Source organism: Novosphingobium sp. BW1, assembly GCF_008107685.1.
GTDB lineage: Bacteria > Pseudomonadota > Alphaproteobacteria > Sphingomonadales > Sphingomonadaceae > Novosphingobium.
In genome coordinates, this window is record NZ_VIRF01000019.1 from 1 (window position 1) to 20,036 (window position 20,036).

Genomic DNA, 20,036 nt, shown 5'->3' on the forward strand with positions numbered 1-20,036 from the left:
CTTCCAGATCGGCAGCGCTTGCCCTCCAGAACCATCCCAAAGACGCTTTACACATAGACCAGCGCATGGGGCCCGCGGGTTCCTGCACTGGAGGCTTTCGTACGCAAGCGCCCGAAACCCTTCACAACTTAGGTCGTTCCGGCAAGGCCGCTGAAATGGCCGCTGATGCCGAAACCCGCCGTTCGCGCGTCAGACAGCCGCCAGTTGGCCCTGCGCCCCAATCTGGTCGGCCTCCGGCCCAACCGCCGCCCTGAATCGTCCGCCAGAACAATTCCTATATACCGGCCCCGAAATTCCCTACGTTCATTTTCTGAGGGGAACTACCATGACGACTGCGCCTATGGAAAAGCTGGAGGACTTTGTCTCGGAGATCCTCGGCCGGACGACATCGGCGACGCGACTGGTGTCGTACCGGGGGCACGGCAATTCGGCGTTCAAGCTGCAGCCGTCGATCTTTCGAACTGCCGTGAACCGCGAAAACGAACACATCCTCCTGCGCGAGCTGGTGGCGGCGCATCCCGAGGACTTCTCGGCCGATACGAGCGCACTCGAACTACTCGTCCGAATGCAGCACTATTCGCTGCCGACTCGCGTGCTCGACGTGTCGCTGAACCCACTCGTCGCACTCTATTTCGCCTGCGAACCGACCAAGAAGCGCGTTCCGGCGATTCGTGCCGGCAAGCGCGTCCTGCGCAGCGTTGAGGCGGACGGCGAGGTCGTCATCCTGTCGGTATCCAAGCGGCGAGTGCGCTATTTCGACAGCGACACCGTCAGCATCCTGGCGAACGTGGCACGCCTGCAGTGGGATTTACAAAAGAAGATCGACACTGGCCTCGAACAGGAAGAGTTCAACAAGTCGCTGCCGATCCGGCGGCTTGTTCACTTCATCCGCCAAGAGAGCAGCGGGTTCGAGTTCGGGATCGAGCCGAGCGACCTTGACGACGTGCTGATGGTTAAGCCCAAGCAAAACAACAAGCGCATCCTCGCGCAATCGGGTGCCTTTTTCGTCTTCGGCCTGACGGAAGAGCTCGAAGACCCCAACGCGTTGGGGGTCAAGATCGACCGCATCAGTATCGCCGCTGCCGCCAAGAAAGACATTCGCGATCAACTCGACAAACTCGCTATCAACGAAAAGACGCTCTTCCCCGAGATTGAGCGCGCGGCGCGTTATATCGCGGGCACACTCACCACACCGGTTTCGGCAAGCAAGCTGATCTGACTCGAATTCCGGGGGCAGCGAATTCTGGGGCCAGTATACCAATTAGCCGCGCTTCAGGAATGGCGCTTACCTCTAAAGGGCTGGCCAAAGCCTGACACTCCGCAACCGGCCAGCTCAAGCAGTCCGCGGCAGATCACTCGTCGCAACAATCAGACGCGGTCGCTGCGTTCTGGTGTCACGGCGGACAGGCTGACGCTCGCTCCCTCTTAGCGCGGCCATCTGGTCTGGCTGGACCGGGCCGGGTTCCGGAGCTTCTGCACGCTGTAACTTCGGTAGCGCGCTCCGTCCTCGACGCCGCATCACCTCTTCGAACCGCTCGCGAGACTGAGCCGGGGTAGCAATACCGAGGCCACCCTTCGCCAGAGGGCAAAGGATCTCATCTAAACCAAAGAAGAAGGGCTGAACCGAGGTAATGCGCTTGAATCGGGGTCGCGGAGTAGTCGTGAGGCCCTTGTCGATGAGGTCCCCGATCTCAAGCGCGTCGGCCAAGGCGATGCCTGGAACCCCAGCGGCGGCGCAGACAGTGGCGTGATTGAAGAACGCGTAGAGTGGGATCGTCGGAACCGGACCGCTGAGGTTCTTGGGGTCGCACAGCGTTTTGGACTGTAGCCCGGTCCCGTTCGGATGGGCGAGGTGAAGGTAACTGCGTGTCTGCCACTTCGCGGTCGGCGCGCAGAGCCGCTTCGCCTGTATCCGGTAGCGGATGGTCGTACTGCTCGCCGGATCGACAAGCTCAAGATCAAAGTCGCTGCCGGTGCGGCTCTCGTCCGGGGTGAGCACTGCTACCGGCAATCCCGGAAGCTGCATGAAGGCGGCGATCACCAGATCCGAAAGCGTGTCCTCACGGAAGTTTCGGGACAGGCCTGCTTCGAGCTCCATGAAAGAGGAGAGTAGGGCCGGCAGCTTGTTGGCGAGCTCGCACGCCGTCGTGAACGTTGTGATCAATTTCTGGCTCCTTGCGCAACTAGCACAGCCTAGTCATCGACGATCTGCTCGTAAATCAGGCCAGCGTCACCCGCGCCGCGAGACAATCGAACAGATTTGTCCAGTCGATGAACGCGGCTGTTCTAGCCGCGCTAGCCTCTCGGCCCACAACACTCCAACCGCTGTCGACCAGCCCAAGACGTTCCCCGACCCGCGCCAGAACGGCTGCTCTTGCCAAAACGCGCCATTCCCGCTTCTTTGAGCAGACCGGCAGCAGTGCGCCCTACTCTCGGCTATTCAGGCGCCTGCGGGCTGATCCCAAAACCCACCGATGGTTCATGTTGGCGATCGACATATTGGGCTGACGCCGCGTGTCCGTTTAGGCGTGTAGAGAACGTGCACGGACTGACGCCCGGAAACGTCCATGATTGCAAGGTCGCGCAGCTTTGCATCGGGGCCATGCCGCCCTCGGCCGAACTCGTCGCCGACAAAGGCTATGACAGTCGGGCCCTGCGCGAATGGCTTATCGGGCGCGGCACCGAGGCCGTCATCCCGCCGCGCAAGAACCGCAAGATCCAGTACGATTACGATCGCGCGATCTACAAACAGCACAATGTCGTCGAGCGCATGTTCTGCCGCTTCAAGGACTGGCGTCGCATCGCCACCCGCTTCGATCGCAACCTCAAAAACTTCATGGGCGCCATCAGCCTTGCCGCAGCCGTCATCTGGTGGCTGTAGTGAGTCCGGACCCTAGTTTTTCAAATTCGCAGACTTTTTTGTCGCTTGGAAGCTGCCGTTTGTCCATGTGCTGCTAACAGTATTTTCATCGGGCGGTGGGTCATGGAAGGCAACAGGTGACGGAAAGCGGCGGTTCGGCAACACAGGCCGGCATCTTCTATCAGAACAGCATTGCCGCGCTCGCGCTCGCCGACCTTCTCAATCTCGACCACTTGAGTGCTCGCGAGCGTCTTCTCGAAGTGCGCGTCGAGGCACCTGAGCATGTCGATGACATTGTGCTGCGCTTTGCCGATGGCCATCAGGACTTCCAGTCGGTCAAGCTCAGCCTACGCCTCCAGAGCGTTGCATGGACCGGCCTGTGGCAAAGCCTCCGTGCCCAGCTTCAGTCCGGCTTCGGGCCGGTCGACCAACTCACCATCGTGGTCGCCGAGCGCAACGCGGCCAGCGATGCGGTCGCGCAGCTGTGCGATCGCGCGGCAACCGCCGTCGACTTGGGCGAACTGGTTCGCCGTCTGGGTGAGACGCACCGTCCTGCACTGGCCAGCATCGAGAAGATCTTGGGCGGTGCGCAGGAGGCTTTTGAACTGCTGCGCCGCACGCGCTTGCTCCATCTCGACCAGGACGCCATCGAGAACGAGCTAGGGCGCCGGCGGCTGACCGGCGCATCGCCATCACTCCCCTCCTTGTTGCCGATCCTGCGCGATATTGTCGGCGGCGCTGCACGCCGGCGCGGGCTCTTCCGGCCCGCGTCGCTTCGCCGTCGCCTGAAACTCGAACACGACCTGCTTCTCGGCGAGCCGCCCGAATGGGGTCTGGCCGCCTTTCGGACGGCGACCAGGCAGATGGCACGGCTCACGATACCAGGAACCTCGATCTCCGGTGCTGCGGAGGACATGTTCGTCTGGCCGCGCGCGCGGACCTTCGACATTTCTAAACGCACCGATTTCGAGAGCGAAAATCCAGATCTGTCCGAAATCGGCGAAGAGTCCGGGATCGATCTGCGGGCCTTCCCGACCGATCAGTTCGACCGCGTCGTCGTCGTAGCCGGGCCCGGCCATGGCAAGTCAGCGCTCCTGACCGCGATTGCGGGCCGGCTCGCCGACGGTCCGCTCGTGCCCGTCGCCGTCCCGCTGGCTTCGCTGGCGACCGCCGATGCCGGCGTCATCCAGTTCCTGCGCACCACCATAAGCTCCGAACTGGAAGTCAGCGCCGACTGGGAGCGGCTTGCCGAACAGGGTCTGCTGGTCCTGCTCCTCGACGGTCTCGATGAAGTGCCCGCCACGAGCCGTCCGCAGCTGATGAAGCGGATCAGCACCTTTTCCGCGCGCTACCCGCAATCGCCCTGGATGCTGACTGTGCGCGACGCGGCTGTGCTTGGCGGCCTGCCGCAATCCGCGATCGTCGAACTGCTCCCGCTCAGCGATGACGATATCGAACGCTTTGCCGCGACGATGCGTGACCGGCTCGGCGGCTTGCAGCCTTGGCAAGTGGTGCGCAGGCTGCGGCTCTACCCCGACCTCGATCGGCTGGCGCGCATCCCACTATTCCTGATGATGCTGCTCGCGACCACGGATCTCAACGATCCCAGGCCGCTGACGCGCTCCGATCTGATCGAGGGCTATCTGGCGACCTTGTTCTCGCCGGAGCGTATCAAGGCGACCGGCGCGTCCGATGATCGCGGCGTCACCCTGCGCGCGATCGCCGAAACGCTCGCATTCGAGCGGCTGGAACAGCAGGAGATTGGCGCGACCGAGCGCGAGGTGCGCGTTGTCATCAATCGCTTCGTCTCCGGTGTTGCCGAAGCCGACGCGCTGTTCGAACGGTTGCGCACCAATGGCATCCTCCGCCCGCAAAGCGCCATTCGCCTGCAATTTCCCTATCCGATCGTGCAGGAATATCTGGCGGCGCGGCACCTCGTCGACAAATATCCCGACAGCCTCCACCAGCGGATCGAAGATGCCGTCCAGCGGCCCTGGGCGCAGGTCATCCAATTCGCCCTCGAACTGGCACCTGACGCCGAGCCGGTGATCAAAGCAATGCTCCTTCGTGACGACGATGCATTTGCGACGGGGCTCCGGCTGGTTGGCCGCTGCATCGCCAACGGCGCTATCGTCAGCGACCGACTTCGCCTCGACGTCGCCGAGCGTCTCACCGCATTCTGGGTCCAGGCTCCGTCGGACGCGCGCGAACGCGTCGGCCGGGTTCTCGCCGACGGCTTTTGGAACATCGCTTCACCAAAGCTGGAAGTAGCACTTCACCATCGCTGGCTGCTCGACCAGGGAGCCGGGGATATCCTGAGCAAGCGTGCCGATCTCAAGCTGACGCTCAGCGTGCTGCAAGGGCTTATCGCCGACGCCCGCGGCAGCATGGGCATTCACCACAGTTTCAAATACGCCTTGCGGGCAGCGGGTGACCCAGCAATCCAGGCAATCATCGATGCGATGAATACCGACACCGTCGATGCCGACCTCATCACCGATATCTCGGGCCTCTTCTGGAACTTCGACACAGCGTCCATCTCGCCAGCACTCGCACTGAACGTGGCGCGCGACGAGCGTTTGTCGTGGCAGGCGCGCTTTCGAGCTTATCTTCTGGCCGGGGCGCCGCTTGAGCATACCGGCGTCGAACTGGCGATCAAGGGGCTCGAACAAGCGGACTGGAACCGCAATTATGCGGCGCGCGACCTTATCGGCGTCCATGCCGATCCATCGGCGTTTTTTGAACAACTGCTCCGCTCGCCAACCATTTCGCTCGAGCGTCGGGTCGACCTTGCCGCCGGCATCGCGCGCCACATCGAGGACGAGAGCAAACGAAGAACGCTTGCGCGAACCTTGATCGGGGATGACGCGATCGACCTGGAGGTTCGTATCGCGCTGCGTTTGATCGAAGCGCGGTACGGCGATGCCGAGCAGTTTGAATCTCTGGTCGAGGAGATCCCGACCTTGCCAGTGCAGCATGCCGCGACGACGATCGCGCTGTTCGGCCATCATCCCAACCGAACGCTTGCCGAACGTGCGGCGACGCTGACGCGCGCCCGCGCCCAGAGCGCTGTTGATATCGTGCGGATCGCAAATTCCGTGACGATGGGGCTGCGCAACGTGTTCGAGATGGACTGGGGCTTCGGGGGCGCCGTCCGGGCGGCGGCGCCGCACGCGGGCATCGCGCCGTGGATCGAATTGCTGGAAGATTGGTCCGATCGGACTGATCTCGCCCCCAGGGACAGGATGCGGGTCCGGACTGCCGCTGCCGGCCTCGGCTCCGAGCCGATTGCCGCTGCCCTCGAACGGGACCTGCTGGCGATCGACAATTTCGATGCCGAAGTCTGGACGGAGGACGATGAACTCGGACACGCAATCAGCAGTGCGCTCCACCAACTCGGGCGGCGGTTTCCGGCACTTGGCGACGATTTGATCGAACGGCTGCTTCGCTCGAAGCGCTACAATATCGCCATGTACGGCGTCCGAGTGCTTGGCGATCGCGGCGACGAACCCGCGCTTCGGCGGCTCGTGGACCTGCACCGCGCCAAACCGGAATGGGGCTTGCGTGATCTGGCCGCCAACAAGATCGAACAGCTGGCGGCTCGCCTCCAGATCGTCGTGCGCAAAGACGGGGCGAGCTACCGCATCGACTGAGACCGGGCGCTCAGCCGAACGGATCGACGCGCGATGCACGAACGCGTCGCCATCCTCCTCGCCACTGGCCAGCTCGTATCGAGCGGGCGAACACCCATCCATCCTTCCGCCGCGGCTTGCTGTGAACGTGGATATCGTCCGAATAATTATCGCGGCTTGCCACCAGCGTCAGGTCCTTGCGAGCGGCCAAAATCCGATAGCTTTGCTGCAGGTCGAGCGGCTCATGCTCCGACCATCCCCGCGCACGCCGCGCAGCATGACGTTGCTTGCGCGCCGGGCGCGCCGGCAGCAGCGGGTCGCGCGTCGCTACGAAGCGGGGGGAACGGGGCAGGATCTGCAGGGGGGCCGCATCGATGCCCAATTTGCCATCGCCGACGACCGCGGCAAGCAGCGCGTCACGCGAGGCGGGTGGCAGGGATTTCCAATAGGCTTCCTCGAAAAACCAGTGATCGGTCCCGTGGAACAGGAAAGCCTCGACGAAGCCGAGCAGCGCATCCGCGTTTACGCCATTGCCCGGACCCAGCAAGCCGAGTGACGACAGGTGATGGTCGAGCAGCGCGGCATGCGCAGACCGCGAGGCAATGAGAATCTGCGTGCGCGTCGCCTCGGGGATCACTGTCACGAAAAGAACGAGCCGATGGGGCTCGTCATCGAGCTGGAAATTGACCGCGGACTGGCCGGACAAGGTGATCGGCAGACGTCCGTTCAGGACGTAGCGGTGAATGTGCGCACCAAGCGCGCCCTGATCGATCGCGTCGATAGCCAGTTGGAGATCGCCGATCATCGCGCGGATCTGTCCAAGATCCGTCGCCGCAACCGTCATCCACTCGGCAAGCTCCTCGCTCATGCCTGCCGGCGTGAGCTGATATTCTCGCAGCACCGGGTAGCGTGAAACAAGCTTGGCCGCCTCGGCAAGGCAGAGGCGTGTAAGTGTCTTGGTCTTCTGCGCGCTGACCGTCTCGGCCTGCTTCTCGTGATGGGCGATGTCGAACGCGGTCCGCACGGCTTCGCGCGATACTGTGCGGTACAACTGCAGGACGTACTCCCGGGGATGCTGGAGGGTGCCACGGTTCTCGAAGCCCTCGAACAAGCGCTCGTGCTCCGGGCAAAAGCCCGCAAAGGTGCTCGCCTGATCCAGGCCGCGGCGAGCATATTCGATCTTCGCCCGGGCATAGTTGAGCGTCGGCGCGATGACGTGATTGTCGGTTGACGCGATCGCGGCAAGCGGCCCGGCCCGCTGCAGAGTATGCGACCGCCTAATGCTGCGCTCGCCGCAACCGGCATATTGGCACGGGCCGGGCTTGTCCCAGTTTCCGTAAACGAGTTTTTGGCTGTCGAAGGTCAGCTTCTTGATCTCGCTGTCGGTGGCGAGCGAAGCCGTTCCGTCGCGCACGCGTTGCTGGACCCGCTCTACCGCTTCCGCGAATTCCATCTCGACCTTGGCCGGAACCGGCGCGATCATTTTCCCTTTGACGCCGACAGGATTGACGAACTCCACGCTCATTTGTGTCTGCTTCTTCTCGATGCCTCGGCGCGCGAGCCGGTGGCGACCAACCGCGGCGTTCATCGTGCGAAATGGCGCATCGGCTTGCGGGCTGCAAGCGGGTGTGGGATTTTCGATCAGCTCGGGCCTGAGCGGGCGGTCAAATTTCCGACGCTGACAAGGATCACACCCGGTCACAATTATACCGGCACTTTCTGCGATGCTGGTCAGGCAGCCGCTGGATGTCGGGTCCTTACAAGAGCTGCCGTTGGACCCATCGCTCTGGAACGGCAGGATTGTCCCAGACCCAGGCGATCAGGACAGCGGTGAATGGCTAAGCGTTAGGTCCGCATTCAAGAAGACGCCTAACCGTCGTGGACGGTTGTGGTCCTTAAATTTGCGCCGCTGCCCAAGCTTCAGCATCGACAAGTTCCATGATCCGCACGAAGCGCAGATCGCGGACCGGGCCGGGCGCTGACAGCGCCTGCGTGAGCTTGGCTTCGTCGATAAGGCCGAAGTCGGCCAGACGGCCGCCGAGCAGCATGTCGCGGATCGCCTGCCGATACCGGTCGAAAATCGTCGCGGCAAAGCCGGTGGGCGTGCCCTTCGATCGGCGCGCGATGATTTCTTCGGGGAGATCGGGCGCGAAGGCGCGGCGCGCGGTTGCCCGGTCCCGTCCCGGCGCGAGCCAGTGCCAGCTCGGAACACGCAGGCAGGCCTCCACCACTGGCTGCGAGATCAGCGGTGAAATGGTGCGGTACGGCGCCTGGGCATTGATCGCCTCCACCAGGTTCTGCGCCGGGGCGAGCAGGGCAACATGGCTGGCCCGGCCAGGGAGGACACTCGCCGGCGGCAGGAACCAGGGGTGCGCGACGGTGTCGGAGATTATCGATCGTGCCGCATCGGAGAGAAACGCGACCGCCGGCGGCTGGCGCGGGGCTGGCGAGCGCAGCCAGGCGCGATGCACCGCGCGCCAAGCCAGTGTCCAAGTCCCAGTCTGGCCCAAGTCGCCGAGTGCCCGCGCAGCACTCCAAAACCGCTTGTCCAGACCGCCGGTGGCGAGGCAGTCGGCGAGGATCGACACGGTGCGCGAGGCGAAGAAGACATTGTCGCCCCCGCCGCCATCGACGAGGATATCCGCACCGCATAGCTCGGCGGTTTCGGCCGCGACCGCGTCCTGCGCCTGCGTGAAGCAGCGATGCACCGGATAGGGCATATGTGCCGCACCCGAGCGGCGGACATCGACGCGGTCAAGGTCGAATTCCCTCGTCAGCAGTTCGATGCCGGCAGATCGGGCGACCATCCCGGCATAGTGCCTCTCGTCGCTCGCGGCGTCGTCACCGATAAGATTGAGGCCGATCACGTCGGTGCCTGCCGCTTTGAGACTGGTGGCCACGATCGCCGAATCGAGGCCACCGGAAACGAGCAAGAGGGCGCGATCACAGCCGGCGGCGCGGGCGCGCACGGCAAGATGCACGGCGTTGCGCACGGCGCGAGCCGCTTCCCCGGGGTCGTCGATCATCCGGCCTCGGGCGACGAAGGCCCAGGGTGACCATAATGTCTCGCGTTCTACCCCGTTCGTCGAGACAAGCAGACGATCGCCGCCGCGCAGTTCCTCCACGCCGTCGAGGCAGGTCTCGCTGCGCCGCCATTCGGGATAGGCGATGTGCCGCGCAAGGGCGCCGCGATCGATGGCGAAGCGGCATCCGAAGTCTGACAGCAGTGCCAGATCCGACGCGACCAGAAGCACGCCGCCATCCCGGGCATGATAACATCCGAGGTCGCCCATCGGTGCACGTACAACCGCCACGCCCCTATCGTCGGTCGTGAAGGCGACATAGCTGCCCCAGTAACGTTCGATCAGTCTCTCGCCCCGCGACCGGGCGATCGCCGTCCATGCCGCATCGTCAAGCGTGGTTTCCGGCGGCGTGCTGCCACGATCGAACAACTCGCCGACTATCGCATGGCCGCCAACCTGTGCGATCCCGTACAGGTGGTCGCTCCACAGCATGAAGCGGTCGGTTTCGATCAGCGGCACGAGCGATGTAGCGGCCTTGCGCGCCCTGTCGATCCGCCCCGGAGGAAGCGGCTCGGCGGTGGTGGCGATCAGCGCGAGAAAGCGGCGCCCCGTCATAAGACCAGGATCGGCGTGAAGGTCCGCACCATGTCTACGCGGTCGTTGACGAGCTGGTCCCCGTGTTGGACCCAGCAATGGGCGGAGAACGGCCCGAGTTGCACCCCCAGCACAACATCGGGCCGTATTCCCTTCGCGATCATGCGCGATGCCACCGCGATGGAGTTTGCAAGACACAGGTCGATCTGGCTGGCAATGCGAGCGGCCGAAACGAACCCGGCCATGATCCGCTCTACCTGCCCTTCCGGCAAGGCAGGGGATGTCGGCAAGCGCGACTTGCGGGTCGACAGCCAGGAAAGGGTCTGGCCGAGACCTGCCATCTTCAATCGTACGCGCGTGGTGGCAAGGTAGCATAGAGCGCTGGTCGTCCCGGCGAGGGCAGGCTGCGGAAGGTCCAGATCGAGGACACTCGTCAGCGGCATGACGATCGGACGGCAGGCGACTGGTGCCTGCTGAGCCGCCGACGTCATCAGCACGCCGCGCGCCAGCAGTCCCTGGACGTGCGCATCGTCTGGCGGCGGGGTCCCGCCTTCCACCAGCGCCCGGAAGCTGTGCTCGGCTTCTGGCGACAGGCAGAAATACCGGTCCGCAACGATATCGAGAAAGATGATCCGGTCGCCGACGCGGCAGAAGGAGATGCCATTGCGAAGGGTGAAGCCCATGATCGAACGCCCAGGATCGAAGCCCGGATCGGCGCGCGATCCCATGAGACCGCGCGCCGACGCCGTCAGTCGTCGGCAATGCCGAAGAGCTGCTGGCCATTCTTGGCATCGATGACCAGGCCGGCGCCGCCCTTGGTTTCGATGCTGGCGGTGCCGAGGTCGATCACTTCGTCTTCACGTTCCATGATGCACTCCTTCGTCCTGCTGCGAAATGCAGCCATGGCAGACTATGGAGGGCGACCCGCTATCCGAACTTTATACGGATTCTATATCGATTTTGTTTGGCAGGGCGGCGGGCGTCAGCCCGCGCGGTAGACGGCCCGCACGATGTCGGCGGCAGCGCGACGACGGCGGCGATGATAGCTGCGGCACAGGATTTTCAGGTGCTTGCGTTCGGCGGTCCTGACGGCTTGCCACAGCGCCTCCAGTTCAGCGTGGGTGCCTTCGAGTACATGCTCTTCGACAGTCCGGACAGCGTGAAGGCGGGCATTGAGCCGGTCGAGCGCAAGCGCATGCTCCCCATTGGCGGAATGGCGGGCGACGGCCAGAAACGTGGCTGCGGTCCGGTCGGCCAAGGCCGCGTCGTTGACGAGGTCGCCAAGGGGCGGAAGTGCGGCCGGGCGTCGCCGCGCGTTGATGGCAAGCAGGACAAGTTCGGCCGACCAGTCATATAGATCCGCAAGGCCCGGTTCGTCGAGCGCAGGGACATGGAAGCCGCCGGCGGTACGCGTCTCCACAAGACCCTCGCCGGTCAGCCTGTGGAGCGCGTCGCGCACGGGCGTGACGCTCGCGGCGAGCGGCGCGGCCAGGACCGCCGGGTCGAGCCTGTCGCCTGGCCGGAATTCGCGGCTCATGATCCGGAGGCGCAGCGCCTCATGGACCCGTTCGGCGGTCGCCCCGGCGTTCACCGCGCGTCTCGCTGTTCCTGCACAAAGGCATCGACCAGCACCTGCTGGTCGGGCCGCAGCGCATCGACGGCGCCGAGTAGCCGGTCCGCGCGTCCGCCCAGCAGCACCGAAGGGCATTGCCCCTCGAAATTGCCGAGATTGGGCCGATGCTGGCGATAGCCGACCAGCGCCGCCAGATCGGGCGGGAACGCGCGCGCGACCTCGGGCGGATAGGCGAGCCATTGGTTTTCATAGGGCTTGAGCCAGCCCAGGGCATAGCCGATCACGATCCCGCGTCGCACGTCCCGCGTGCGGTTTGCACCCGCGCCGTGGAGCGTCGAGCCGAGGAACAAAAGCGCCGCGCCGGGAGCCATCTCGGCGGCGAAAGGCGCGCCGTCCGGCTCGGCCAGTGCGTTCGCGCCATGGCTCTCCGGCCAGATCCGCGTGGCGCCGTTCGTCTCCGTAAAATCGGTCAGCGGCCACATCACATTGACGAGATACTCAATCTCTCCGATCTGACCGCGCCACATGTCCTGGTCGCGGTGCGGCAATTGCGCCGGGGCGCCGGGATGAACGGCGATCGCCTGGGTCGTATTGAGCTGGATGCATTCGCACCAGGGCGCGAGCACCGCCTCGACGATGCCGAGAATGCGCTGGTGCTGGACCAGCGCCGCGGCGCCGGCCGCGCGCGTGAGCAGGCGGCCGAACCGCTTGGTGGTGCTGCCGTAGAAGTCGCCCTGGCCGAACGGCGTCGCCGCGAAATCACCCGCCAGTTCATCATCGAGCGCGTGGATCTGCGCAGGCGGCAGGGCATCGGGAAGGATGCACCAGCCATGGTCGAGAAGGTCGCGCGTGCTGCGGGCGATCTCGTCGTCGATCCTGTCGATCATCGTCGTTCTCCTTGCGTCAGGCCGCGATGCGCCGGCTGTCCCGGATGGCCGGTGCCGCCTGGATGCCCGCCGCCGCGAGCAGGCCGGGCGTGTCGGGGGCGATGTCGATGCGCAGTGCCGCCAGCATCGCACCATCGACGATTTGCGGCAGTCCGAGCGGACGGCAGCGCCAGCCGAACGCGAGGATCTGCTGGAACCAGCCCATTTCGGCGATCGCGCTGTAGCCGGTGATGCCGTGGTCCAGTGCATGATCGACGAGCGCGGTCACCAGCGTGTCGCGCACCGCGCGGCGCTCGGACGCGCGCAGTCGGCGATCGAGGCAGAAGCGGGTGATCTCGTAGATGTCAGGCGCGCGCGGCGGCGCGTCCTCGCACAGACCCGGATAGAGGTTGCCAAGAATGTGCGGACGCATGGTTGGCAGCAGGCGCGCCGAGCCCAGATGCGATCCGTCGGATTCGGCGAGGATCAGATAAGTGGCGTTGAGATCGTCGAACTGGTCGACTTCATAGCGCCCCTCGAGGATCGGGACGTCCCATTTGAGCAGGTCGACGAAGACCGACTTGCGCGCCGCGAACATCGCGCGCAGCGCTGCGTCCGACGCGGACGGCGGGGCGGATTGCAGGATATGCAGCATGGCTCTTGCTCCCTTGGCCGTGATCGGTCGAGGGTCGGCGAGATGCCGGTCGCAGCGCTATGCCCGAAAAGGGGCATAGCGACGGCGGAAGATATCCGAGAAGGTAAGGGTTCCGTCGAACAGCGTCCGGATCACCAGCAATGTCCGCTTGTTCACGCCATAGCGCTCGCAGGCCTGCTTGATATGCCGGGCCACTGTCTCTTCGCTGATCCCCAGGATGCGGCTGATCTCCCAGTCGCCCTTGCCGCGCGCGACCCACAGGACGCAGTCACGCTGCCGGTCGGTCAGTGCCGGTCCCGGGCGCGTCAGGAGCCCGCCGCGTCCCATCCACAATCGGCGCGCCGCTTCGAACGCGAAATTGCCGGCGAGTTGCGCCATTGGCAGCATGACTTGCGGCAGCGGCCGGCCCGCTTCGTTCGCAAAGGAGCAGGAACCGCGCGCTTCGCCCGGAACATGGGCCGGAACGGTGAAGCCATCGCCGATGCCCTGGGCGCGGCCGAGCGCCAGGATCCGATGGTCGCCCGGCGTCAGCGGGATCATCGCCGCCATTTGCGACCAGGGAAAGCCGATGCTGGTGACATGGCTGGCGCGATGCACGGGGTCGCTTACGCCCAGGGCGTTCTCGTCATAATAGTCCGCCCAGCGCTCCGGATAATTATGCAGCCGGATCGCCGCGTCACCCGCCGCGGCCACGTCGACATGATGGCTGAGCGCGAAATACTGGAAGCCCAGCTCCACGCTGATGGCCGCCATGGCCGCCGCAAGCTCGTCCGCGTTGCCGACCGTTTCGACGATGCGCGCAAGCTGCATCGCCATGCCCGAATAAGGCATCTGGTCCTGTCGCGACCGTCGGCGGCGTCTCGTGCTGCCCGGATCCCGGCGATCGCCCTTTCTTGGTCCTGTGGGCCAGGCGGCGGGGCCTCAAGCCGTCGCCGGGCGACTCCTGTCATGGAAGTGTCATATCATGTTAGGCAGGCGCGCAGAAGTTCTCTTGTGCGATGCAGCATCCATGCCGCCGCGCCGTTCGCGGGTTTCGGCCCGTGACGCTGCTGCGGGGATGGTGCGAGAGCACCGCTTACGCACGGCTGCGTGGTATCGATCGCACCGGGATCATGTGGGAGTGGCTGCGACGCGATCCTGATTACATCGCCTGGCATGCGCGGGCGAGCAGCGTTACCCGCGGCCGCGTCGATCCGCGCGCGTGGGGGCTGCACTTTCGCTGAAGATCCGGCCCGGTCGGCACCCGAGGCACGGATCATCTGGCATGCCGATCTCGACCCTGGAACGCTGTGCGTTGAAGCAATCCCCACCGATCGCGCCGATCCCGATGGTCTCGATCTGGAACGCGTCGCCGCCTGGTTGACCGTCGTCACCGATCCGGACGGCTATGACCATGCCGTCCTTTCGGACGGTCGCCACCATATCCGGCTCGATGCGGCACACGGGCGGCTGGCAGGCGAAACACTGGTCCATCTCCACTATCGGCTGCATGGGCTTAGCAGCGCCGAGGCGGGCCTCCTGCCGCTGCGTCGCCTCCTTCATCTCCAGCACCATCGCCGCTTTGCCCGCTCGCTGTACCCGCGCGACCCCTGGATCGAACGCGGCATCCAGTTGCTGCGCGTCCATGACGCGCTAGCCGACGGCGCGACCCAGCGCGAAATCGGGGCCGTTCTGTTTGGCGAGGCGCGCGTGGCCGAAGACTGGAACGACCGATCCGACTCGCTACGTTCGCGGATTAGGCGGTTGGTGCGCGAAGCGAAGACCCTGGCGTTGGGCGGGTATCGCGACCTGATGCGGCGGCAAGCACGATTGCCGTCCAAGCCGCACACTCGTGCTGAACACTCGCGCAGAGATCCGGCCTGATCTTTGGTGCCTGACGGCGCGACCGCGCTCTATGGCTCGGCGACGGCAGGGGTTTGCGTCGCCTTCGCCACCGAGCCCCGGCGGCCCCGGGTCTCGGCCTCGCGGTGTCGATCGCTGGCGCGGCCACCACGACCGACGGTGCCGTGGAGAACGTCAGGCCATGCCACTTGGCGGACGGAAGCGTGCCGTCGGCGGATTTTAGCCGGAAACGACTGGATCCTGCGCCCGCCAATGCTGGAACATGGCCGCGAGGTCCGCCACGATGCCAACCTCGCGTTGCGCGATGTCGATGCTCCGCAGATGCAGCCGATCCGTACTGCCGTGGATCAGGTAATCGCTAGCGAACGGACCCGATCCAAGACCGGAATGGTGCGGATAGAGAAGAATAACGTCGGGGCAGGCATAGAGCTGCCCATAGGCCATCATCTGATAGACATCGGTCTGACTGACTCCATGCTTTGCATGCTCGATCGCCGGCGAGAGGCGCTTCCATTTCGTATCGACGATAGCGACCGGCGCGTTGCTTTGGCGGTCCCGAATGATGATGTCAGGCCGGGTCTGAAATCGGCGGCGCCCCTGGTCTCCCTCTTCGATCAGGCAAAACAGCCGGCCGCCCTGCGTTTCGACGCTTAGTCCGACAGGGCGCAGGCTCCTCCGCATGAGGGCGGCGATATAGGCCTCGAACAGATCGTTCATCGGAAACAGAAGCGTGATCCCTTGTTCGACCGACGGATCATGATGGGTGGCCTGCCAGTCGCGCTTGAGGAAGAGCCGGGCGAGGCCGAGCAGCGCCTCCCAGCGCCGATTGGTCCGATCGATCCGCACCGCGTGCCAAGGCAAAGCAACGACGTTCACATCAGCGATGTCGGCGAGCACGAAGCGCAATTCGTCGAGCTTGCGCACAGTCTCAGCGGCGCGGGCATGGCGGCGAAGGGCCAACACGCACGCTTTCATGATCTGCAGCAGCGGAATGTCGCTCGACAGCGCGTCGAAGCGGCAGGCGAGCCGGTCGGGCCGCACGGCATGGGCGGCGAACTGCCGCACGACGTTGAGCCGGCCGCGAAGCGCGGAAAGATCATCTTCGTGCTGGAGATAGGCCCGGGGAAGACCCCGCCGCGCCTCCGTCAGGAGCTTGTCCGCGAACAGGCGGATCAGAATGTCGAGAAGCCCCTCCGCCTGCCTCGCCATCGCGGACGCGGCACCGTCGCCGATGTCGAGGCCCAATGCCACGTCGAGCATCCGCACCAGCCGTTCACGGACGGTCCGTCGCCCCTCGGACGACGCGATGTCGAGCTGATCGATCTTGGGAAAGATCTCGAGACTGCAGCCGGGCGCCGCGATCACGCCAACCATCTGGCCGGCCGTCAGATGCCGGAAATGATCCCGCAATATGGTAGAGCCTTCGTCGCCACCGAGGGAATGGGCGCGCGCCGCAGCGATCAGGGCATTGGCCTGTGGCCGGGTGAAGCCTCCTTCGCCCGGTCGATCAAGGACCGCGATGCGCCCCCACTCACTGACGGCCAGATGGCTCATTCGGTGGAGACGCCGGCGCTGCTGCCCCCGCTCAGCCGTTCGAAGGCGTCCGCCGAAAACGGCTTGCGGACGAACCAGCTATCGCGGTCGTCGCCCTCGAAGCCTGGCGGCGGGGCGATCTTGCGCGATCCGATGAAGCCGTCGCCAAGGACAGCCCGGATGCGCCCCCAATCTTCGAAGAAATATTCCTGGAGAAGGGGAATGACCTTGTCGCGCATGACGAGGTCTATAGCCTCGCGATTCTCACACCCCATGAAGAAGGCATGGCCGATGCGATGTTCGCGGTCGATCAGATACTCGATCCGATCGTTGATGGAGCTGAGTACCGCTCGCAGGTCGATCCCGTCGACGGTGCCGAGCAGGTCGATGCGCGGCGCCATCTCCCGGAACGTGAACCGGCGCCTGAGCGCAGTGTCGAGCAGCGCGATCGAGCGATCAGCGGTGTTCATCGTGCCGACGATGTGGAGATTGGCGGGGACGCCGAAATCGCGCTTCTTCGAATAGGGCAAGGTGAGGCTCAGCGCGTTGGCCATGCCAAGACGCTTGTCGGGTTCGATCAGCGTGATGAGTTCACCGAACACCTTCGAGATATTCGCGCGATTGATCTCGTCGATGATGAGCACGAACTGTTCCCGCTCGCCAGCGACCGCTTCGGCCGGAGCGGCATCCTCGTCACCGGCGATCAGGCGGGCCAGCGCCGGCAGGTTCACCCGTTTCGTGGCGATCGGGTAGAGCGTGCGCATGGTGAAGTTGCCATCGACGATCGTGTCGAGCGGCAGGGGTTCCTCGAGCGTGAGCAACCAGCGCACATCGCGGCGGTGCGCGTAAAAGCCTTCGGCCTCGGGGACATAACGATAGTCGCCAGCGACCTCGGCAACAGCCCGGAACGCGGTGTTGCCGTATGGCACGATGACGATGTCGCCGATCTTCATCTCGGCGCGGAACGGCCAGGTCTGGGTCCAATTGCTCGGGGTAGGGTCGTCCGGACTCTTGTCCAGCCACTCGGCCTTGATGGCGTCGAAGGTCGAAAAGCGCTCGGCGCTCCAATCGATCGACCCGCCCCAGCCGAGCGCGATATATCGGTTCGCGAGCGCCGCGTCATAAACTTCGTCTTCGCTGCCGATCGCGCCTTGGCCCATCTTCCAGAAGCGGCGGCCCGAAAAGTCGAAACCGGCCGCGCTCGCTGCTGTCACGGGTCGGGTACGGGCCTGGTCGGCGAGGGCACAGATCTCGCGGAAGATGCCCGGCCGTGCCTCAAGGTGGAAGCCGGCCGAATTGCTCTCGCCATCGCCTGTCTCCGGCCGCAAGCCCTCGACGAAGCTCTCATAATCGTAATTCTGGTGGAAGGTGACGAAGGCGATCCGCTTTTCCGCCTCGAGTTCACGATAGCGGTCGAGCAGCGCCTGGCGGCCTTCGCGGGACTCGTCGAACGCCACGGTGCCGTCACAGAGTAAAACGGCCTCATAGGCGGTGCGGTAGGTCTTGCCGGTGCCCGGTGGGCCGTAGAGGATCAGGTTGGTCGGCGATTGCTTATGCCTGGGCACGCTCTTGGTCTCCATCGCCAGCGAGTAGGTCAGTTTGCGCGTCGTGCTCTGCTTCGGGCCTTCGGCTGCCGGCGCAGGCACGTTCGCGAGGCGCAGGAACAATCGACCCTCGAGCGCCTGGCAGATGTTCGGCCAGGCCATGTGAAGGCCCATCTCGTTATTCAGCGCGCCGATGGTGATGGTGACGGTCGCATCGCCTCTGAGGCGGGCCGGCGTGATGTAGTTTTCCAGGACGTAGCGGCGGATTTCGTCGGCTTGGCTTTCGCCGCCATCATCTTCGTCCGCCACGCCTGCAACCGAATAATTGGGATCGCGCCCTTCGCGGAAATAGCCATATTGCCGCAGGCCGGCGATCATGTTGCCGAGCTGGCCCTTGGGATCCTCGGCTTGGGGGACGACCGCGCGCACGATCGTCATGTCAGGATCGGGGTCGCTTGCCAACGCGGTCAACTGCGCCAGCAAATCGTCCCAGCGTCCATCGTCGAACACCTCGTCGAGCGTGGATTGGGAATAGCCAAGACCATGCAATCCGCGCTCGGCCCGCTGATTGCGGCGCACCCGCGTATCCATGGCCTTCTTCGTCAACGGCTCGCCTTTCCAGAGCCGTTTGCTCAGCCAGTCCCTGAACTCCTGATCTTTCATCGAACCTCCGGCAGCGATAACAACGCAACGCTATTATCGACGCTTGGCTTTTTACTCGACAGGATTCGCATCTGCAGAACGGTCGGCTTCGACTTCGGCGAGTAGCTGGCCAAGATACGCAGGACTCTGACACAGGCGATATTCCTCGCACTACCCGAGCCATTCCTTCCGCCTATCGCAGCAAACAGCACAAATCTACGAGCCAGGGTCAGCTGTCCAGAAGGCCTGCGACGAGCGCTGCATAGCCTTCGAGATCATCGAAGTAGGCAATCGGGCCGTGCCCCGCATGTTGGAATGTTTCAGTGCCTGTGGCGGCAATCAAGTCAGCCCGCTTGTGGGATGCTTCGACCAAGCCAAGTTCATAATAGCAGCTCGGCCGCCCATAGCTCAGATCGGCGATGATGCGGTGAGCGTCCTGGATCACCTCTAGTTCATTAGTAAGGTCGAATGGCGCCGGATTTACACTTGGGAGACGGCAGTCGAGGCCACGCTCCGAACAGAGGCCTTGGATAATCGCCATCTTGCGGGCAAAGTCTGTGTCGGCACGCACGGGCGCTATCAGAAGCAGAAAAGCTTGCACGGTCAGGCTTTGCCCAGAATTCCAAAGTTCATGAGAAGCCAAGCGATACTCAGGAACATCACCGCAGTGAAGAAAGCGATGAAGCTCTTTGGTACGATTGTTTCGGCGAAATTGGAACGCTGGAGAAGGAGACCCTTCGCACCTGTGACGATCTTCTTGTTCTCGGTAAGGATCTGATATTCGCGCATGAAGGGATTCATTGAAATAATCGATCGCGCTCGATAGTCGGGAAAAGCGACACGTCCCGCCATTTCTTCAAGCACTTGGAATTTGGCGCTGTTGAGTTCTTTGAAAGCCCAGAGTTGCCCGTTCCAGTATAGGCAGAAAATAATCGCGAGGATCGAGATTGTGATGAGCGCAACCGGGCCGAGTAGCGCGAGGCCCTTCTCTTTGTAGAGCCAGCTGGCAGCAGCGCCCTGGCCCGCAATTACGAGCAGGCAGAGCGATGCATTATTACGATTGAAAGCAATCTTCCGCTCCGAGATCAACTCAGTAGAATCATACATCATTCGAAACTCTTCGAACGAATAGCACGGTGATTCCGCCTGATTGTTAGCGGCCGTCGCGGATTCGGTCATTGCGTGCCCCCCTTTGTCGAGGAGAGACTATCTTCTTCACGGTTCGACGCCAATGGCTGATCGTTGGATTTCGCCCGGATCACTGGTTCGACC

The 20,036-nt window shown here is 63.9% G+C and carries 18 protein-coding genes; 5 read left to right on the forward strand and 13 right to left on the reverse strand.

The window, feature by feature from the left end; all coding sequences use genetic code 11:
• The first annotated feature begins 325 nt into the window (after positions 1–325).
• Positions 326–1,219 carry an FRG domain-containing protein gene (locus FMM79_RS00095; protein ID WP_148625013.1) on the forward strand — a complete coding sequence of 298 codons (894 nt, stop codon included), beginning with the start codon at positions 326–328 and terminating at the stop codon, positions 1,217–1,219.
• Positions 1,220–1,333: 114 nt separating this feature from the next.
• On the opposite strand, the gene FMM79_RS00100 is transcribed toward FMM79_RS00095, so the two are convergent.
• Positions 1,334–2,164, reverse strand: coding sequence for a DUF6615 family protein (locus FMM79_RS00100; RefSeq protein ID WP_148625015.1), 831 nt, complete (start codon positions 2,162–2,164; stop codon positions 1,334–1,336).
• A 375-nt stretch (positions 2,165–2,539) separates the two neighbouring features.
• Here FMM79_RS00100 and FMM79_RS00105 point away from each other — a divergent pair, with 375 nt between their 5' ends.
• Both FMM79_RS00105 and FMM79_RS00110 read left to right on the forward strand, forming a co-directional pair.
• On the forward strand, positions 2,540–2,881 hold the full coding sequence (locus FMM79_RS00105) for an IS5 family transposase (protein ID WP_162528389.1): 342 nt from the start codon (positions 2,540–2,542) through the stop codon (positions 2,879–2,881).
• A gap of 116 nt (positions 2,882–2,997) precedes the next feature.
• Positions 2,998–6,513: an NACHT domain-containing NTPase gene (locus tag FMM79_RS00110; protein ID WP_148625019.1), complete on the forward strand. Its 3,516-nt coding sequence runs from the start codon at positions 2,998–3,000 to the stop codon at positions 6,511–6,513.
• Positions 6,514–6,523: 10 nt separating this feature from the next.
• On the opposite strand, the gene FMM79_RS00115 is transcribed toward FMM79_RS00110, so the two are convergent.
• From FMM79_RS00115 to FMM79_RS00150, 8 genes are all read right to left on the reverse strand, one after another.
• The gene (locus FMM79_RS00115; protein ID WP_148625021.1) at positions 6,524–8,080 is read right to left on the reverse strand and encodes a hypothetical protein; all 1,557 of its coding nucleotides are present in this window, start codon (positions 8,078–8,080) and stop codon (positions 6,524–6,526) included.
• A 307-nt stretch (positions 8,081–8,387) separates the two neighbouring features.
• Positions 8,388–10,130, reverse strand: a complete 1,743-nt coding sequence (locus tag FMM79_RS00120) for an asparagine synthetase B family protein (protein ID WP_148625023.1) — start codon at positions 10,128–10,130, stop codon at positions 8,388–8,390.
• Positions 10,127–10,837 (reverse strand): lasso peptide biosynthesis B2 protein, encoded by a 711-nt coding sequence (locus FMM79_RS00125; protein ID WP_148625025.1) that lies wholly within the window; start codon positions 10,835–10,837, stop codon positions 10,127–10,129. The genes FMM79_RS00120 and FMM79_RS00125 overlap by 4 nt, the downstream gene beginning before the upstream one ends.
• Positions 10,838–10,857: 20 nt before the next feature.
• A complete protein-coding gene (locus tag FMM79_RS00130) occupies positions 10,858–10,977 on the reverse strand; it encodes a benenodin family lasso peptide (RefSeq protein ID WP_129927693.1) in 120 nt (39 codons plus the stop codon).
• 114 nt (positions 10,978–11,091) lie between these two features.
• Complete coding sequence (locus tag FMM79_RS00135; protein WP_162528390.1) at positions 11,092–11,700, reverse strand: GntR family transcriptional regulator; 609 nt, start codon at positions 11,698–11,700, stop codon at positions 11,092–11,094.
• The gene (locus FMM79_RS00140) at positions 11,697–12,569 is read right to left on the reverse strand and encodes a phytanoyl-CoA dioxygenase family protein (protein WP_148625029.1); all 873 of its coding nucleotides are present in this window, start codon (positions 12,567–12,569) and stop codon (positions 11,697–11,699) included. Before FMM79_RS00140 ends, FMM79_RS00135 begins: the two co-directional genes overlap by 4 nt.
• A gap of 16 nt (positions 12,570–12,585) precedes the next feature.
• On the reverse strand, positions 12,586–13,203 hold the full coding sequence (locus FMM79_RS00145) for an acyl-homoserine-lactone synthase (protein WP_148625031.1): 618 nt from the start codon (positions 13,201–13,203) through the stop codon (positions 12,586–12,588).
• A gap of 57 nt (positions 13,204–13,260) precedes the next feature.
• Positions 13,261–14,034: a LuxR family transcriptional regulator gene (locus tag FMM79_RS00150; RefSeq protein WP_240338873.1), complete on the reverse strand. Its 774-nt coding sequence runs from the start codon at positions 14,032–14,034 to the stop codon at positions 13,261–13,263.
• 167 nt (positions 14,035–14,201) lie between these two features.
• Here FMM79_RS00150 and FMM79_RS22140 point away from each other — a divergent pair, with 167 nt between their 5' ends.
• Both FMM79_RS22140 and FMM79_RS00155 read left to right on the forward strand, forming a co-directional pair.
• Positions 14,202–14,426 (forward strand): transcriptional regulator domain-containing protein, encoded by a 225-nt coding sequence (locus FMM79_RS22140; protein WP_371710490.1) that lies wholly within the window; start codon positions 14,202–14,204, stop codon positions 14,424–14,426.
• Positions 14,359–15,066 (forward strand): DUF2285 domain-containing protein, encoded by a 708-nt coding sequence (locus tag FMM79_RS00155; RefSeq protein WP_148625033.1) that lies wholly within the window; start codon positions 14,359–14,361, stop codon positions 15,064–15,066. The genes FMM79_RS22140 and FMM79_RS00155 overlap by 68 nt, the downstream gene beginning before the upstream one ends.
• 198 nt (positions 15,067–15,264) lie before the next feature.
• Here FMM79_RS00155 and FMM79_RS00160 read toward each other — a convergent pair whose 3' ends face one another.
• From FMM79_RS00160 to FMM79_RS00175, 4 genes are all read right to left on the reverse strand, one after another.
• Positions 15,265–16,599 carry an McrC family protein gene (locus FMM79_RS00160; protein WP_148625035.1) on the reverse strand — a complete coding sequence of 445 codons (1,335 nt, stop codon included), beginning with the start codon at positions 16,597–16,599 and terminating at the stop codon, positions 15,265–15,267.
• Positions 16,596–18,785, reverse strand: coding sequence for an AAA family ATPase (locus FMM79_RS00165; RefSeq protein WP_205466396.1), 2,190 nt, complete (start codon positions 18,783–18,785; stop codon positions 16,596–16,598). Before FMM79_RS00165 ends, FMM79_RS00160 begins: the two co-directional genes overlap by 4 nt.
• Positions 18,786–18,993: 208 nt before the next feature.
• Positions 18,994–19,209: a hypothetical protein gene (locus FMM79_RS21315; protein ID WP_162528391.1), complete on the reverse strand. Its 216-nt coding sequence runs from the start codon at positions 19,207–19,209 to the stop codon at positions 18,994–18,996.
• A 158-nt stretch (positions 19,210–19,367) separates the two neighbouring features.
• The gene (locus FMM79_RS00175) at positions 19,368–19,943 is read right to left on the reverse strand and encodes a hypothetical protein (protein ID WP_148625039.1); all 576 of its coding nucleotides are present in this window, start codon (positions 19,941–19,943) and stop codon (positions 19,368–19,370) included.
• Positions 19,944–20,036 lie beyond the last annotated feature (93 nt).